The organism is Streptomyces sp. NPDC043896 (assembly GCF_056435605.1).
Window position 1 is genome coordinate 65492 of sequence record NZ_JBWKEE010000016.1, and the last position, 16156, is coordinate 81647.

The 16156-nt window shown below is 73.9% G+C and carries 15 protein-coding genes and 1 pseudogene; 13 read left to right on the forward strand and 3 right to left on the reverse strand.

Annotation, left to right across the window (positions count from 1 at the left end; genetic code table 11):
• Positions 1-26 precede the first annotated feature (26 nt).
• The 3 genes from AC069X_RS23025 to AC069X_RS23035 all read right to left on the reverse strand — a co-directional run bounded on the left by AC069X_RS23025 (position 27) and on the right by AC069X_RS23035 (position 4940).
• The gene (locus AC069X_RS23025; protein WP_478730893.1) at positions 27-2783 is read right to left on the reverse strand and encodes an ATP-binding SpoIIE family protein phosphatase; all 2757 of its coding nucleotides are present in this window, start codon (positions 2781-2783) and stop codon (positions 27-29) included.
• A 127-nt stretch (positions 2784-2910) separates the two neighbouring features.
• Entirely contained in the window at positions 2911-3897 is a 987-nt protein-coding gene (locus AC069X_RS23030) for a cyclase family protein (RefSeq protein WP_478730895.1), read from the reverse strand.
• Positions 3898-3989: 92 nt separating this feature from the next.
• Positions 3990-4940, reverse strand: a complete 951-nt coding sequence (locus AC069X_RS23035) for an AEC family transporter (protein WP_478730897.1) — start codon at positions 4938-4940, stop codon at positions 3990-3992.
• Between the two features lie 162 nt (positions 4941-5102).
• Here AC069X_RS23035 and AC069X_RS23040 point away from each other — a divergent pair, with 162 nt between their 5' ends.
• From AC069X_RS23040 to hypB, 13 genes and pseudogenes are all read left to right on the forward strand, one after another.
• A complete protein-coding gene (locus AC069X_RS23040; protein WP_478730899.1) occupies positions 5103-5603 on the forward strand; it encodes a DUF6328 family protein in 501 nt (166 codons plus the stop codon).
• Positions 5600-5848 (forward strand): hypothetical protein, encoded by a 249-nt coding sequence (locus AC069X_RS23045; RefSeq protein WP_478730901.1) that lies wholly within the window; start codon positions 5600-5602, stop codon positions 5846-5848. The genes AC069X_RS23040 and AC069X_RS23045 overlap by 4 nt, the downstream gene beginning before the upstream one ends.
• A 152-nt stretch (positions 5849-6000) precedes the next feature.
• Entirely contained in the window at positions 6001-7773 is a 1773-nt protein-coding gene (locus tag AC069X_RS23050) for a hydrogenase maturation protein (protein ID WP_478730903.1), read from the forward strand.
• Positions 7774-7840: 67 nt separating this feature from the next.
• Positions 7841-8896: an NADH-quinone oxidoreductase subunit B family protein gene (locus AC069X_RS23055; RefSeq protein WP_478730905.1), complete on the forward strand. Its 1056-nt coding sequence runs from the start codon at positions 7841-7843 to the stop codon at positions 8894-8896.
• Between the two features lie 82 nt (positions 8897-8978).
• On the forward strand, positions 8979-10763 hold the full coding sequence (locus tag AC069X_RS23060; RefSeq protein ID WP_478730907.1) for a nickel-dependent hydrogenase large subunit: 1785 nt from the start codon (positions 8979-8981) through the stop codon (positions 10761-10763).
• Complete coding sequence (locus AC069X_RS23065; protein ID WP_478730909.1) at positions 10760-11293, forward strand: hypothetical protein; 534 nt, start codon at positions 10760-10762, stop codon at positions 11291-11293. The genes AC069X_RS23060 and AC069X_RS23065 overlap by 4 nt, the downstream gene beginning before the upstream one ends.
• Positions 11290-11961 carry a DUF5947 family protein gene (locus tag AC069X_RS23070; protein WP_478730911.1) on the forward strand — a complete coding sequence of 224 codons (672 nt, stop codon included), beginning with the start codon at positions 11290-11292 and terminating at the stop codon, positions 11959-11961. Before AC069X_RS23065 ends, AC069X_RS23070 begins: the two co-directional genes overlap by 4 nt.
• Positions 11958-12665 carry a DUF6084 family protein gene (locus tag AC069X_RS23075; protein WP_478730913.1) on the forward strand — a complete coding sequence of 236 codons (708 nt, stop codon included), beginning with the start codon at positions 11958-11960 and terminating at the stop codon, positions 12663-12665. Before AC069X_RS23070 ends, AC069X_RS23075 begins: the two co-directional genes overlap by 4 nt.
• Positions 12662-14059: a hypothetical protein gene (locus AC069X_RS23080; RefSeq protein ID WP_478730915.1), complete on the forward strand. Its 1398-nt coding sequence runs from the start codon at positions 12662-12664 to the stop codon at positions 14057-14059. Before AC069X_RS23075 ends, AC069X_RS23080 begins: the two co-directional genes overlap by 4 nt.
• The gene (locus AC069X_RS23085; RefSeq protein ID WP_478730916.1) at positions 14056-14544 is read left to right on the forward strand and encodes a hydrogenase maturation protease; all 489 of its coding nucleotides are present in this window, start codon (positions 14056-14058) and stop codon (positions 14542-14544) included. Before AC069X_RS23080 ends, AC069X_RS23085 begins: the two co-directional genes overlap by 4 nt.
• Positions 14541-14642, forward strand: coding sequence for a DUF6893 family small protein (locus tag AC069X_RS23090; RefSeq protein ID WP_478730918.1), 102 nt, complete (start codon positions 14541-14543; stop codon positions 14640-14642). Before AC069X_RS23085 ends, AC069X_RS23090 begins: the two co-directional genes overlap by 4 nt.
• A 124-nt stretch (positions 14643-14766) precedes the next feature.
• Positions 14767-15144, forward strand: coding sequence for a hydrogenase maturation nickel metallochaperone HypA/HybF (locus AC069X_RS23095; protein WP_478730920.1), 378 nt, complete (start codon positions 14767-14769; stop codon positions 15142-15144).
• 3 nt (positions 15145-15147) lie between these two features.
• Positions 15148-15978 (forward strand): annotated as a pseudogene (gene hypB / locus AC069X_RS23100) (hydrogenase nickel incorporation protein HypB); the annotation flags it as partial.
• Positions 15979-16156 lie beyond the last annotated feature (178 nt).

Consider the following 16156-nt stretch of genomic DNA (forward strand, 5'->3'; position numbering starts at 1 on the left):
TAGATGACCTCGCCGTCAGGACCGGGTCACGCCGCGTCGAGGGCGCATTCGGCCCATATGACCTTCCCGTCGGGGGTGTAGCGGGTTCCCCAGGCCTGGGCGAGCTGCGCCACGAGGAACAGGCCCCGGCCGCCCTCGTCGGTGTTGGCGGCCTGGCGCATGCGGGGTGCGGTGCTGCTGGCGTCGTACACCTCGCAGATCAGGGTGCGGTCGTGGATGAGGCGTACCCGGATGGGTTCGCCGCCGTACCGGATGCCGTTCGTGACCAGTTCGCTGAGCAGCAGCTCCGTGGCGAAGGCGGACTCCTCCAGCCCCCACCGGGCGAGCTGGGCCGTGGCGGCGGCGCGGACCTCGCCGACGCGGGCCGGATCGGCGGGCAGCTCCCAGGTGGCGATCCGGTCGGGGGGCGTGGCGTGGGTGCGGGCGACCAGGAGCGCGATGTCGTCGGCGGGGTGCTCGGGGGCCAGGGCGTCGAGGACGTCCCGGCAGGTGTCCTCGGGGGAGCGGTCGGGGTGGGAGGTCAGGGTGCGGTGCAGCTCCTGGAGGGCCACGTCGATGTCGCGGTGGCGGTCCTCGATGAGCCCGTCGGTGTAGAGGATCAGCCGGCTGCCCTCGGGGAGGTGGACCTCGGCGGATTCGAACGGCAGGCCGCCCAGGCCCAGCGGCGGGCCGGCGGGCAGGTCGGGGAAGGTCACGGTGCCGTGGGGCAGGACCAGTGCGGGCGGCGGGTGGCCGGCGCGGGCCATCGTGCAGTGCTGCGTGGTCGGGTCGTAGACGGCGTACAGGCAGGTGGCGCCGACGATGGCGGTGCTGCCGAGGGCGGGGTCGTCCCCGCCCTCCTCCCGGTCCAGGCGGACCATGAGGTTGTCCAGGTGGGTGAGCAGCTCGTCGGGGGCCAGTTCCAGCTCGGCGAAGTTGCGGGCGGCGGTGCGCAGCCGGCCCATGGTCGCCGCCGCGTGGAGTCCGTGGCCGACGACGTCGCCGACGAGGAGGGCGACGCGGGTCCCCGAGAGCGGGATGACGTCGAACCAGTCGCCGCCCACTCCGGACTCGGCGGGCAGGTAGCGGTGGGCGACCTCGACGGCGCTCTGTTCGGGCAGGCCGTGGGGGAGCAGGCTGCGCTGGAGGCTCAGGGCCAGGGTGTGCTCACGGGTGTAGCGGCGGGCGTTGTCGATGCACAGGGCCGCGCGGGCGGCGAGTTCCTGGGCCAGCGAGCGGTCGTCGTCGCCGTAGGGGGCCGGGTTGCGGGAACGGTAGAAGGCGGCGACGCCGAGGACGACGCCCCGCGCGAGCAGGGGGACGGTGATCAGGGAGTGGATGTTGTGGGCGAGGAGCAGCTCGGCGTGCTCCGGGTCCTGGGCGATCCAGCCGAAGGCGGCCTTCAGATCGGGTTCCAGCACCGGCTGCCCGGTGGCCAGGCACCGCATGTGCGGGGTGGTCGGACGCAGGTCCATGCGCTCGCCGACCGGGTAGAAGGGGCAGTCGTCGCGGATGCCGTGCACCACCGTGCGGTGCAGTTCCCCGGTCGGCTCGCCCGACTCCTCGCCGCGCAGCACGGATGCGGGTACGTCGACGGTGACGAAGTCCGCCAGTCGCGGGACGGCCGTCTCGGCCAGCTCCCAGGCGGTGCGGTCCACGTCCAGGGTGGTGCCGATGCGGGTGCTCGCCTCGGCCAGCAGCTCCAGCCGCCGCCGCGCCGCGACGGCGTACTTGCCCACCTCGGGCTCGCCCACCAGCACCAGCCCCCGCACCGATCCCCGGGCGGAGCCGCCGGCGGCGGGGACGGGAGCCCCGGCCGGGACCGCGGCGGGCGGCGGAGCGGCGTGCGCGTGAGCGTGCGCCGGGGCGGGGGCGTGGTGCTCCTCCTCGTCGGGCAGCAGCGCCTCGACGACGATCCCCTCCACCCCGGCGGGGCTGGTCACGGGCCGGCTGACGAGGGTGACCCGGCGCCCGTGGGACAGCCGTACCTCGGCGGCGGCCCGGCGGGCGCCGGACAGCAGCTCGGTGGCCTTCTCCTTGAGGGTGGTGTGGTCGCTCTGCTCCAGCTCGCTCAGGAGCAGTTCGGCCAGGGTGACCGGGTGCCCGTCGAGGCTGTCGCCGTGGGCCCGGGCGCGGTTGCCGGCGTCCAGGTAGGCCTGGAGCAGGCCGCGTTCGCGCGCCGTACTCTGCTCCATCAGCCGCCGTTCGATGGCCTCGGCGGCCTTGCGCACCACCGGGGCGAGCGCCGGGTCGGCGTCGGTGTAGGGGTAGCCGAGGCACAGCACGCCCTCGATGTGCCCGCTGAGCCGGTCGCGGATCGGTACCGCGGTGCAGGCGCTCGCCTGGGACCGCTCGGCGAAGTGCTCGGCGCCGTTGACCTGGACGAGCCGGCGTTCCGCGAGGGTGAGGCCTATCCCGTTCGTGCCGGCGACCCGTTCGGAGAAGACGAAGCCGGGCTGGGTCTGGATCGCCGGCAGCCGGGCCGGGAGGGACTTGTCGCCGAATCGGCGTTCGAGCACGATGCCGTTGCCGTCGGCGAGGCAGATGTTCATCCGGCTGCCCGCGAAGATCGACTCCAGGCGGTCGAGCACGGGAGCGGCGGCGCGGACGACCGGGCCCTCCGCGTCGAAGTCCTGGGTGAACGGCAGCTCGGTCTGGTCCGGGGACAGCCCCAGCAGCACGCTGCGCTGCCACGAACTCAGGATCGGACTGCGCACGTCCCGCAGAACCGATTCGGCCGACCCGCCGTGCAGGAACCGGTCACGGGACCGCACGGGGCCGATGCGGGCGTCCACGACCCCCATGTGCACCACTTCCCTCGCCGGATTCCCTCGCCGGATTCCCTCGCCGGAGCGGACTCGATGGCCCGGTTTGAGTATATTCCTCCGGTTTTCAAGTGGCGTGGGGGCGGAGACGCCCCGGGGCGAGGGCTCACAGCACCGCGACCGGATTGACGGGGGAGCCCGTCCCGCCCGGCACGTTCAGCGGGGTCACGACGAGCATGAACGCGTAGCGGCCCGCCCCGGCGCAGGCCTCGGAGAGCGCCTCCAGGTCGAGGTTGTCCAGGAGGGGCACCCCCATCGCCGTGATGGCGAGCGTGTGGACGGGGGAGTGCAGCCCCTCCACCGGCGAGGGCCGTACGTCGCTGTCCCCGTCGGCCCCCAGCAGTGCGACCGAACGCCCGGCCAGCAGCGGCAGCGCCTCCACGTGCCAGCCGGCACTGCCCGTCCCGGGGTCCCAGGCGCCGCGCTCGCGGCGGCGCCGGAAACGCCCGGAGCGCAGCAGGACCGCGTCCCCGTCCCCGACCGTCACACCGAGCGCCTCCTCCGCCGCGAGGACGTCCCGGGCCCGCACCGCGTGCCCCGGTTCCAGCCACTCCACGCCCAGGACGGCGGGCAGGTCCAGCAGGACGCCCCGGGTGACCAGCGGCCCGAGGGCCGCCACCGAGCCGAAGCGGGCACCCCCGGCGCCGACCTCCTCGCGGGCCGGGCGGCCGTCGTACAGCCGCCCCCGGTAGCCGATGTGCGACAGCGCGTCGAGGTGGCTGACCGCCTTGCCGTGGTAGTCCGCGCCGAGGAAGTCCTTGTAGGCCGACGGCTCCGGGCTCTCCACGTCGCCGAGGTCGGTCATGTGGTGCAGCGCGGGCCGCGCGTTGTCCGGCCCCGGGGCGGTGTCCCAGGGCCGCCCCAGCGGCACCGCCGTCCCCGACCGGACCAGCGCGGCGGCCGCGCGCACGTGGTCCGCCGTCACCCCGTTCCAGGCACCCCGGTCGGGCACCTCCCAGCGGCCCCACGTACGGACCTCCTCGAACAGGGCGTCGAACTCCCGCCGGGACACGGGGGCGGCACCGGCGCCGGGGACGGCCGCACCGGGCTCCTCCGGCGGGGGAGCGGGGGTGTCGGCGGTGCTGCGGCTCATGGGCACTCCGGGGCTCGTACGACCGTCGCCCGTCCTCATGCCCGCCGCCGCCCGCCCTCTACCGGGCCCGCCCCGGCTCCCCCTCCACCGGCTCAGGCCGGGCGGGCCGCCAGCTGCGCCCACAGCGGGAGGAGCAGCAGCGCCACGACCGAGCTCTTGATGACGAGGGAGGCCGACAGGTCGACCCCGACGTCGTACCGCTGGGCGAAGACGAACAGATTCTGCGGCGCCGGCATCGCCGCGATCAGGACGAGGTAGCCCAGCCACTCGCCCTCCACCCCGAAGACGAAACGGCACACCACGTAAGTGATCAGCGGCAGCGCCACGCACTTGAAGCCGATGATCCAGATCTCCTCCCGGGTCGTGCCCCGTACCTTCAGGCCGCTGCCGCCCAGGTGCAGCCCGAGGGCGAACAGCGCCACGGGCGAGGCGCTGTCCCCGACGAAGGCGAAGCCGTCCAGGACGACGCCGGGCACCGTGACCGGCAGCAGGTTGAGCACGATGCCCGCGTTGCAGGCGACCACGACGGGGGTCGCCAGCGAGGCGGCGACGGCCGCTCCGAGCCGCCGCGCAGGGGTCCCGGCCCGGTCCGGCCGCCCCAGCTCCATGACCGAGATGACGATCAGGGACAGCACGCAGACCTGGAACAGCAGCACCGGGAAGATCGGCGCCGCGTTCCCGAACAGCATGATGAACACCGGCACGGCGAAGTACGCCGTGTTGACCTGGACGGCGGCCATGACGCGCAGCGCCACCCCGCGCGGATCGCGCACTCCCGCGACCCGGGCCAGTACCCCGACCAGCACGGCCGCCGCGCACGCGGCGGCCGCGTACCCGCCGATGGCCCGCCCGTCGAACAGGGCGCCCAGATCGCTGCGGTAGATGTTCCCGAAGAGGAAGCAGGGCACCGCGAAGAGGAACGCGTAATCCGCGAACGCCTTGGAACTCCCCGCCGGCACCACCTTCCGCCGCGCGAGGACGACCCCGCACCCGAAGGCCAGCACCACCGGTGCGAGTTTCTCCAGAGCATCCACCGCTCCCATGCCCACGCCCCCTCGTGCCGCCCCCCCCCGCAAGGGGGCCCGTCTCCCCGTCACGACGGGATTCCGCTCCCGCCCGCGGTACCGATCATCGCCCGGAGGGTTCGCCGGCCCTTCGCCGGGCAGTCGCAGGGGTGGACGCAGGGGGCGGACGAGGGAGGCCGCATGGCGCGGGAAAGCTCACACGGACGCGACGAGAGCCCGGAGGAACGGGCGGACCGCCAGTGGCAGGAACTGATCCAGGAGATCCGCGTCGCCCAGACCGGTGTGCAGATCCTCTTCGGATTCCTGCTCACGGTCGTCTTCACCGAGCATTTCCAGGGCCTGGGCGGAACCGACAAGGGGATCTACATCGCCACGGTCGTCCTCGGCGCGCTGGCCACCGGCGCGCTCGTCGGCCCCGTGTCCTTCCACCGCATCGTCTCGGGCCGCCGCATCAAACCGGAGGCCGTGGTCTGGGCCTCCCGCCTGACCTTCACAGGCCTCGTCCTGCTGCTGCTCACCTGCACCTCCGCCCTGTTCCTCGTCCTGCGGCTCGCGGCCCCGCACGCCCTCGTGCCCTGGCTGGTCTCCGCCGTCGTCGCCTGGTACCTGCTGTGCTGGTTCGTCCTCCCGCTGTGGGCCCGCGTCCGCTACACCTCCGCGGACGAGGAAGGAGCGCCATGAGCGAGCACAGGCAGCACCGCTGGTCACGGACCCCGCCCTCGCGGGCGGCGGCCGGCGAGGGCGTCGTCGGGCGTGACGCCCCGCGGGCACCGGCCGGGCAGGACAGCGCCGGCCCCGCCGCCGGCCCCGATAAGCGCGGCGGCGGACACACCGCGAAGCGGCAACGCCCCGGCGTCGGCCGCGAGGAACAGGTCCGCCCCCAGCCGGAGGGATCCCGGCTCGAGCGGGAGAGCGACGACCGCTGACCGGATCCCCCAGCTGGCGGGCCCGCCGCCCCCCTTCCGGGTGACACCCCTGCCGGGCCTCGACCTCCGGCGGCGGGCGCGGGCCCACGATCTCCAGCGGCCGTACCCGCACCGGCCGCCGACCGCCGGGTTCCGGACGCTTGGGAGATCACGTGCACGTCCTGCTCGTCGCCAGCGCCTTCAACAGCCTCACCCAGCGCGTCCACGCCGAGCTGCGCGACCACGGGCACAGCGTGGCGTTCGAGCTCGCCCTGCCCGGCGCCGACCTCACCGCGACCGTCCGCCGCCACGACCCGGACCTCGTCGTGGCGCCCATGCTCAAGACGGCCCTCCCGCGCGCGGTCTGGTCCGCGTACACCTGCCTGATCGTGCACCCCGGACCCGTCGGCGACCGGGGCCCCTCCGCCCTGGACTGGGCCCTCACCGAGGGCACCGCCCACTGGGGCGTCACCGTCCTGCAGGCCGGCGAGGAGATGGACGCCGGGGACGTCTGGGCCAGTGCCGCCTGCGTGCTCCCCCCGGCCGGCAAGAGCGACGCCTACCGCGGCGAGGTCGCCGACGCGGCCCTGACCGCCGTCCTCCAAGCGGTCGCGCGCTTCGCCTCCGGCACCCACCGCCCCACCCCGCAGACCACCGCCACCACCCGCCCCTACCTGCGCCAGGAGCACCGCCGGATCGACTGGGACCACGACACCACCGAGAGCGTCGTACGGGCCCTGCGGGCCGCCGACTCCCGGCCGGGCGTCCTGGACGACCTCCTCGGCGGCCAGTGGTTCCTGCACGGCGGCCACCCCGAGGACACGCTCCGCGGCCGGCCCGGCCGCCTCCTGGCCACCCGCGCAGGGGCGATCTGCCGGGCCACCCGCGACGGAGCCGTCTGGATCCCCGAACTGCGCGCCCAGCGCGCCCCCGGCGAGCCCGCCCCCGTCAAGCTCCCCGCCGTCCTCGCCCTCGGCGACCGGCTGCCCGGCCTCCCCGAGCTCCCGGCCCCCCGGGACGAGACCCCCGGCGCCCCCCGGACCTGGGCCGACATCCGCTACCGGGAACAGGGCGGGGCCGGCTTCCTCGGCTTCTCCTTCCCCGGCGGCGCGATGGGCACCGACCACTGCCGACGCCTGCTGGCCGCCTACCGCGCGGCCTGCTCCCGGCCGACCTCCGTCCTCGTCCTCGGCGGCGGCCGCGACTTCTTCTCCAACGGCATCCACCTCGGCGTCATCGAGGCCGCCCCCGACCCCGCGGCCGAGTCCTGGGCCAACATCACCGCCATGGACGACCTCGTGGAGGCGGTCCTGACCACCACCGACCGGCTCGTGGTCGCCGCGGTCGGCGGCAACGCCGCCGCCGGCGGGGCCATGCTCGCCCTCGCCGCCGACGAGGTCTGGTGCCGGGCGGGCACCGTGCTGAACCCGCACTACCGGCTCATGGGGCTGTACGGATCCGAGTACTGGACCCACACCCTGCCCCGCCGGACCGGCACCGGCGTCGCCGAACGGCTGATGGCCGAGGCCCTGCCGGTCAGCGCCGCCGCCGCCCGCCGGCTCGGCCTGAGCGACCGGACCGTCGAGTGCGGCCCCCGGGAGTTCGCGGACGAGACCACCCGCCTGGCGGTCCGCCTCGCGGCCTCGCCCGCCACCCAGTCCGCCATCGCCCGCAAGAAGGCCCGGCGCGACCGGGAGGAAGCCGTCACCCCGCTCGCCGCACACCGGGAGGCGGAGCTGGCCCGGATGCGGGAGACCTTCCAGGACCCCTACGCCCCCTACCACGCGCTGCGCCGCGCCTTCGCGCGCAGGGAGCCCGCCGAGCGGACCCCGCCGCACCTGACGCGCGCCGTGCCCGGCCGGCACACCGCGCCCCTGCCCTCGCGACGGCTCCCCGTCACCGGACCGGCCCCCCATGACAGGGCGGAGGGACCGGGGTCCTGCTAGCAAGAAGGGTGGGGCCGCCCCGGCCCCGGCCCACCCCTCCCGCATCCCTCCCCGAGGAGCACCCCACATGGACGCAGCAACGCCCAGCGCGGTAGAGGACCCCCCGATCCACATCCTCTGGATCAACGCCGGACTCAGCTGCGACGGCGACTCCGTCTCCCTGACCGCCGCGATGCAGCCCAGCATCGAGGAGATCGTCACCGGAGTGCTCCCCGGCCTTCCGAAGATCGCCGTGCACTGGCCGCTGATCGACTTCGAATGCGGTCCGGTCGGCGGGGCCGACACCTTCATCGAATGGTTCTTCAAGGGCGAGCGCGGGGAGATCGACCCGTTCGTCCTGGTCGTCGAGGGCTCGATCCCCAACGAGAAGATCAAGCCCGAGGGCTACTGGTGCGGCTTCGGCGACGACCCCGAGACCGGCCAGCCCATCACGACCAGCGAGTGGATCGACCGGCTCGCCCCCAAGGCCCTCGCCGTCGTCGCCATCGGGACCTGCGCCACGTACGGCGGCATCCACGCGATGGAGGGCAACCCCACCGGCGCCATGGGCGTCCCCGACTACCTCGGCTGGGACTGGAAGTCCAAGGCCGGCATCCCCATCGTCTGCGTGCCGGGCTGCCCCATCCAGCCCGACAACTTCTCCGAGACCCTCACCTACCTGCTCTACCAGGCAGCCGGATCCGCCCCCATGATCCCGCTGGACGACAAGCTGCGCCCCACCTGGCTGTTCGGCGCCACCGTCCACGAGGGCTGCGACCGGGCCGGCTACTACGAGCAGGGCGACTTCGCCCACACCTACGACTCGCCCAAGTGCCTGGTGAAACTCGGCTGCTGGGGTCCCGTCGTCAAGTGCAACGTCCCCAAGCGCGGCTGGATGAACGGCATCGGAGGCTGCCCCAACGTCGGCGGCATCTGCATCGCCTGCACCATGCCCGGCTTCCCCGACAAGTTCATGCCGTTCATGGACAAGCCGCCCGGCGCGACCCTGTCCACCACGGCCAGCGGGGCCTACGGAGCCCTGATCCGCAAGCTCAGGGCCGTCACCACCCACACCGTGGACCAGGAGCCCAAGTGGCGCCAGAAGGGCCGCCGGCTGGTCACCGGCTACCGCCCGCCCTGGTGACGGCACCCCCGCACCCGCCCCGCTCCGTTCCGCCGCACAGAACGACCAGCTCCCGCTCACACGAAGGGCCACGGCAGACACGATGACACCGAAGACGAAGGCGGCCGGAGACGGCGGCGGGCTGGTCGAGATGGCCTGGGATCCGATCACCCGGATCGTGGGCAGCCTCGGCATCCACACGAAGATCGACTTCAAGCAGAAGCGGGTCGCCGAGTGCTACAGCACCTCGTCGGTCTTCCGCGGGTACAGCGTCTTCATGCGCGGCAAGGACCCCCGCGACGCGCACTTCATCACCAGCCGCATCTGCGGGATCTGCGGCGACAACCACGCCACCTGCTCGGTGTACGCGCAGAACATGGCCTACGGGGTGAAGCCCCCGCACCTCGGCGAGTGGATCATCAACCTCGGCGAGTCCGCCGAGTACATGTTCGACCACAACATCTTCCAGGAGAACCTGGTCGGGGTCGACTACTGCGAGAAGATGGTCCGCGAGACCAACCCGGGCGTCCTCGAACTCGCCGAGCGCACCGAGGCCCCGCACGCCGCCGAGCACGGCTACCGCACCATCGCCGACATCATGCGCTCCCTCAACCCCATCGAGGGCGAGTTCTACCGCGAGGCACTCCAGGTCAGCCGCTACACCCGGGAGATGTTCTGCCTGATGGAGGGCCGCCACGTGCACCCCTCCACCCTCTACCCGGGCGGCGTCGGCACCATCGCCTCCGTCCAGCTCTTCACCGACTACATGAGCCGCCTCATGCGGTACGTCGAGTTCATGAAGCGCGTCGTCCCCCTCCACGACGACCTCTTCGACTTCTTCTACGAGGCCCTGCCCGGCTACGAGGAGGTCGGCCGCCGCCGGGTCCTGCTCGGCTGCTGGGGCGCCCTCAACGACCCCGAGTACTGCGACTTCACGTACGCCAACATGACCGACTGGGGACGGAAGATGTTCGTCACCCCGGGTGTCGTCGTCGACGGCAAGCTGGTCACCAACGACCTCACCCGGATCAACCTCGGCATCCGGATCCTCCTCGGCAGCTCCTACTACGACGACTGGGAGGGCCAGGAGAAGTTCGTCACCCACGACCCCCTCGGCAACCCCGTCGACGCCCGCCACCCCTGGAACCAGCACACCATCCCCGCCCCGCAGAAGCGGGCCTTCGACGACAAGTACAGCTGGGTGATGTCCCCCCGCTGGTTCGACGGCAAGGAGCACCTCGCCCTCGACACCGGCGGCGGCCCCATCGCCCGGCTCTGGTCCACCGCCCTGTCCGGGCTCGTCGACGTCGGCTACGTCAAGGCCACCGGACACAGCGTGGTCATCAACCTGCCCCGCACCATGACCAAGCCGGAGACCACCTTCGAGTGGCGCATCCCGAAGTGGAGCAACGCCCTGGAGCGCAACCGCGCCCGCACCTACTTCCAGGCGTACGCGGCCGGCATCGCCCTGCACTGCGCCGAGAAGGGGCTGGCCGAGGTCCGCGCCGGACGCAGCCAGACCTGGGAGAAGTTCGAGGTCCCGGACGAGTCCATCGGCTGCGGCTTCACCGAGGCCGTACGTGGCGTCCTCTCGCACCACATGGTCATCCGCGACGGCAAGATCGCCAACTACCACCCGTACCCGCCGACCCCCTGGAACGCCAGCGTCCGCGACAGCTACGGAACCCCCGGCCCCTACGAGGACGCCGTCCAGAACACCCCGATCTTCGAGGAGAACCCCCCGGAGAACTTCAAGGGCATCGACATCATGCGCGCCGTGCGCAGCTTCGACCCCTGCCTGCCCTGCGGCGTCCACATGTACGTCGGCGGCGGCAAGACGGTGAAGTCGATGCACGTCCCCACCGGACTGAGCGGACTGGGCGGATGAGCGCCGCGACCCCCGACGGCCTCCAGGCCGGCCGCCGCGTCGAAGAGGTCCTCGACCGGCTCGCAGCCACCGGAGACCGGCGCACCCACGAGGCCGCCGAGGAACTGGTCCGCGTCCTCATGGACTTCTACGGAGCCGGGCTCGCCCGCATCGTCGACCGGCTCACCGCACTCGAACCCGGCGCCGCCCCCCTCACCGCGCTCCTCGACGACGAGCTGACGGCGAGCCTGCTGACCCTGCACGACCTCCACCCGGAGGACGTCCACACCCGCATCGCCCGCGCCCTGGACGCCCTCCCCGAAACCGAACTGGCCGGCTTCGACGAGAGCGACGGCACCCTGAGACTGCGCACCGCCCCCGCGACGGGCTGCGGCTGCGGATCCCCCGCCGAGGACACCCGGCGCCGCGTCGAGGACGTCGTGGCCGCCTTCGCCCCCGAGGTCACCTCCGTCGAACTGGCCCCCGCCGCCCCGCGGACGCCGCTGCTCCAGATCACCGCCCGGCCCCACGACCCGGCGCGGGTCCCGTGAGCCCGGACCGGCCGCCGGCCGCCCCCGGACAAGGTCTGCGGCGCTTCACCCGGCCCCGCGCCCCCCGCCCCGAGACCTGCGAACTGTGCGGGGCCCCCGTGGCCCCGGACGGCCACCGCCACCTCGTGGAGACCGAGAAGCGCTCCCTGGTCTGCGCCTGCGCCCCCTGCGCCCTGCTCTTCGACCGGCCCGGCGCCGCCACGGGACGCTTCCGCACCGTCCCCGACCGGTACCTGAGCGACCCCGGCCACCGCTGGGACGACCAGGCGTGGGAGCTCCTGCGGATCCCCGTCGGCGTCGCCTTCCTCTTCCGCAACGCCGCCCTCGACCGCCTCGTCGCTCTGTACCCCAGCCCGGCCGGCGCCACCGAGAGCGAACTCGACCCCGCCACCTGGCAGCGCGTCCTGGACAGCGTCCCCCTGGCCGCGCTGCTGCGGCCCGACGTGGAGGCACTGCTGCTGCGCCGCGAGCACGGCCGCACCGGCTGCCACCTCGTCCCCGTCGACATCTGCTACGAACTGGTGGGCCGCATGAGACTGCTCTGGCAGGGCTTCGACGGGGGCGCCGAAGCACGCGCCGCCCTCGACGCCTTCTTCGCCGACGTCGAACGGCGCGCCGTACCCGCCGGCCCGCAGCCCGCCACCGCACCGGCCGGAGAACGCCCGTGACCGACCTGACCTTCACCTGTACCGGGGTGCGCGCCGACCCGTACGCCGCCGGACCCACCCTCCTGCTGCGGCTGCGCGTCACCGCACCCACCGCCACCCGCGTCCACGCCCTCGCCCTGCGCTGCCAGCTGCGCATCGAACCGGCCCGGCGCGGCTACGGCCACGGCGAGGCCGCCGCCCTCCAGGACCTGTTCGGGGAACGGTCCCGCTGGGGCACCACCCTCCAGCCCGTCCAGTTCGCCCAGGTCGCGGTCATGGTCCCCGGCTTCACCGGGGAGACCGAGACCGAGGTCGCCGTGCCCTGCACCTACGACATGGACATCGCCGCAACCCGCTACTTCGACGCCCTGGAGGACGGCGACGTCCCGCTGCTGATGCTGTTCTCCGGCACGGCCTTCACCGGCTCCGGCGGCTTCCGCGTCGAGCCCGTGCCCTGGGACCGCGAGGCCACGTACCGGATGCCCGTGTCCGTGTGGCGGGAGATGATCGAACAGCACTTCCCCGGCTGCGGCTGGCTCCGGCTGCCCCGCGACACCATGGACGAGCTCCTCGCCTTCCGCTCGCGCCACGCGCTGGCCTCCTGGGAGTCGACCGTACGGCTCCTCCTGGACGCCGCCGCCTCCCCGGGACCCCCGGCCCCCGAACCCCGGGTCCTCCGGGCCGCCGCCCCGTCCACCCGGCTGGCCGGGAGGACGGCGCCGTGACCATCGCCTCCCCGCCGGACGCCCGCTTCGCCGCCGCCCGGCAGCTGGCCGACGCCGTCCTCTTCGAGGGGTACGTGCTCTACCCCTACCGGGCCTCCGCCGCCAAGAACCGGATGCGCTGGCAGTTCGGCGTCCTCGTACCGCCCGCCTGGGGCCCCTCACACGGCGAACACTCCTTCCAGCGCACCGAGCTGGTGATGGAGCCCCGGGGCGGCGAAGCCGTCCTCCACCTCGAACTGCGCTTCCTCCAGGCATGGCACCGCACCGTCGAAGAGGCCCGCGACGACGGCTCGTTCACGCCCGTGCCCGAACTGCACCTGCCCGACCGGGTCCTGGTCCCCTGGGACGAGGGCACCGAGGAGCGGGCCGAACTGGTTGTGCCCGTCGCCGAACTGACGGCCACCGAAGTGGTCCTGCCCGTCGTCCGCCCGGCCCGCGAGGAGACCGAACCGGTGACGGACGCCGACGGCCGCGCACGCGGCCGGCTGGTCCGGCGCGCCGAGCGGATCGACGCCCGGATCCGGCTGCGCGCCGAGGAACTGGACGTCCCCTACCGGGCACTGAGACTCACCGCCACCGTCGAGAACACCGGGACGTGGACCCCGCCGCCCGGCGCCGCCCGGGACAGCGCCCTGCCGAGGTCCCTGGTCGCCGCCCACCTCCTGCTGGGCCTCAGCGCCGGCTCCTTCCTGTCCATGACCGACCCGCCCGAATGGGCCTTGCCCGCCGTCCGCGACTGCGACAACCGGCACACCTGGCCCGTGCTCGCCGGGGAGGACGGCCGGGCCGACGTGGTCCTCTCCTCCCCGATCATCCTGGAGGACCACGCCGCGATCGCCCCCGAGAGCGCCGGCGCCATGTACGACGCCCTGGAGATCGACGAGATCCTCGCCCTGCGCACCGCCGCCCTCACCGACCGGGAGAAACGCGAGGCCCGCGGCACCGACCCCCGCGCGGCGGCCGTCGTCGACCTGGCGGAATCCATGCCCCCCGAGGTACTGGAACGCCTGCACGGCGCGGTCCGCGCGCTGCGCGAGGTCACCGGCCCGGACCGGCCGGAGCCGCCCCCGGACGTGTTCACCCCCGACACCCCCTGGTGGGACCCCGCCCACGGGGCCGCCGCCGAACCGGCCCCGGAGCGGATCCTGATCGACGGCCGCTCCGTCGGACCGGGCAGCCGCGTCCGGCTGCGGCCCGGCGCCCGCCGCACCGACGCCCAGGACCTGTTCCTGCGGGACAGCGCCGCGCTGGTCGAGGCCGTCCTCCACGACGTCGACGGCGGAGTCCACCTCGCCGTCACCGTCGACGGCGACCCCGGCGCGGACATCCGCCGGGAACAGGGCCGGTTCCTGTACTTCCAGCCCGACGAGGTCACCCCCCTGGAGGACGCGTGAACGGCCGGACCCTGGTCGCCGGCATCGGCAACGTCTTCCTCGGCGACGACGGCTTCGGCGTCGAAACGGTCCGCGCCCTGGCCGAGCAGCCGCTGCCGGACGGCGTGGAGGCCGTCGACTTCGGCGTGCGCGGGGTCCACCTCGCGTACCGGCTCCTCGACGGCTACGACACCCTCGTCCTCGTCGACGCGACTGCCCGGGGAGCCGCACCGGGCACCCTCCACCTCATCGAGGCCGACGGAACCGGCCCCGTCGCCCCCGGGGACGCCGTCCTCGACGGACACGGCATGACCCCCGACACGGTCCTCGCCCTGCTCGACACCCTCTGCGCGGGCACCGGAGCCACCCCGCCCCGCCGCACCCTGGTCGTCGGCTGCGAACCCGCCACCGTCGAGGAGGGCATCGGCCTGAGCCCGCCCGTGGCGGCCGCCGTACCCCACGCCGTACGCATGGTGCAGGAACTGCTCCCGAGGAGAACCCCATGAAGAAGGTCCTCGCGTTCACCGTGGCCGCCGCCCTCGGCGCCGTCCTGGTGACCGTGCTCCCCGACGTCAGGCGCTACCTGCGCATTCGCCGCATGTGACCGCCGCCGTCCGCCCCGCCGGGGGCGGGAGCCCGAATGGCCCAGCGGCCCCCGGCACTTCGGCGCGCCCGCCCGCCCGGCAGGCGGCCCGCCGGTCTAATGAGCCGGGGCAGGACGGAGTCCGATGCACGAGATGTCGATCGCCATGGCCGTAGTGGACCAGGTGGCGGAAGCGGCCGAGGCCGGAGCGGCACGCTCCGTGAGCCGCGTGGAGCTGGAGGTCGGGGAACTGGCCGGGGTCGTCCCGGACGCCATGGCCTTCTCCTTCGAACTCGCCTGCACGGCGACACTCCTGGAAGGCGCCGAGCTCGTCACGCACACCGTGACGGCCCGCGCCGGCTGCGGAGCCTGCGCGGGGGAGTGGGCGGTCGGCATGCCCCCCGACCTCCGCTGCCCCGGCTGCGGGAGCACCGCCGCCGTGCGGCTCCTGACGGGGCGTGAGCTGCGGATCCGCAGCGTGGTCTGGGAAGACGCCCTCGAACCGATCCCCGAGGAGGCCTGAGCCGTGTGCCGAGTGGTCGACCTGCGACAGGCGGTGCTCGCCAAGAACGACGGGGCCGCGCAGGCCCTGCGCGCCGAACTCGCCGCGCGCGCGGTGGTGGTGGTCAACCTGCTGTCCAGCCCGGGCAGCGGCAAGACCGCCCTGCTGGAACGCGAACTGCTGCTCGCCCGGGAGCGCGGCGTGTCCGTGGCCGCCCTGACGGCCGACCTGGCGACGGAGAACGACGCGACGCGGCTGGCCCGTTCGGGCGCCCCCGTCAAACAGGTCCTCACGGACGGCCTGTGCCACCTGGAGGCGCCCATGCTGGGCCGCCACCTCGACGGCTGGCTGCCCGAGGACACCCGTCTGCTCTTCGTGGAGAACGTGGGCAACCTGGTCTGCCCCGCCTCGTACGACCTCGGGGAATCGCTGCGCGTGGTCCTCGCGTCGGTGACGGAGGGCGAGGACAAGCCGCTGAAGTACCCGACGGCCTTCGGGTCGGCGCAGCTGGTGCTGATCACCAAGACCGACATCGCGGAGGCCGCCGAGTTCGACGAGGCCGCCTTCCGCGCCAACGTCCAGCGGGTCAACCCCGGGGTGGAGGTGCTCCGCACCTCGTCCCGCACGGGCGAGGGCGCGGGCCTCCTCCTGACCCACGCCCTCCGCGTCACGGAGGGCTCCCGCCCCCACACACCCGTCCTGTCCCCCCACACCCAGAGCCCCACCCACACCCCGGGCCACGCCCACACTGAGGGCCACTCCCACGATCCCGGCCACTCCCACACTGCGGGCCACACCCACGTTCCCGGCCACTCCCACGGCCCGGGCGACTCCCACGGCCCGGGCCACTCCCACGAGCCGGGCGACTCCCACGGTCCCGGCCACTCCCACGGCCCGGGCCACTCCCACGAGCCGGGCCACACCCATGGCCCCGGCCGCCCCCAAGCCGCCGGCCACACCCACGGCCCGGGCCACACCCGCCCCGGCCCCGGCCACGCACCCGGGCACAGCCACGGGCCCGGGCACGTTCACG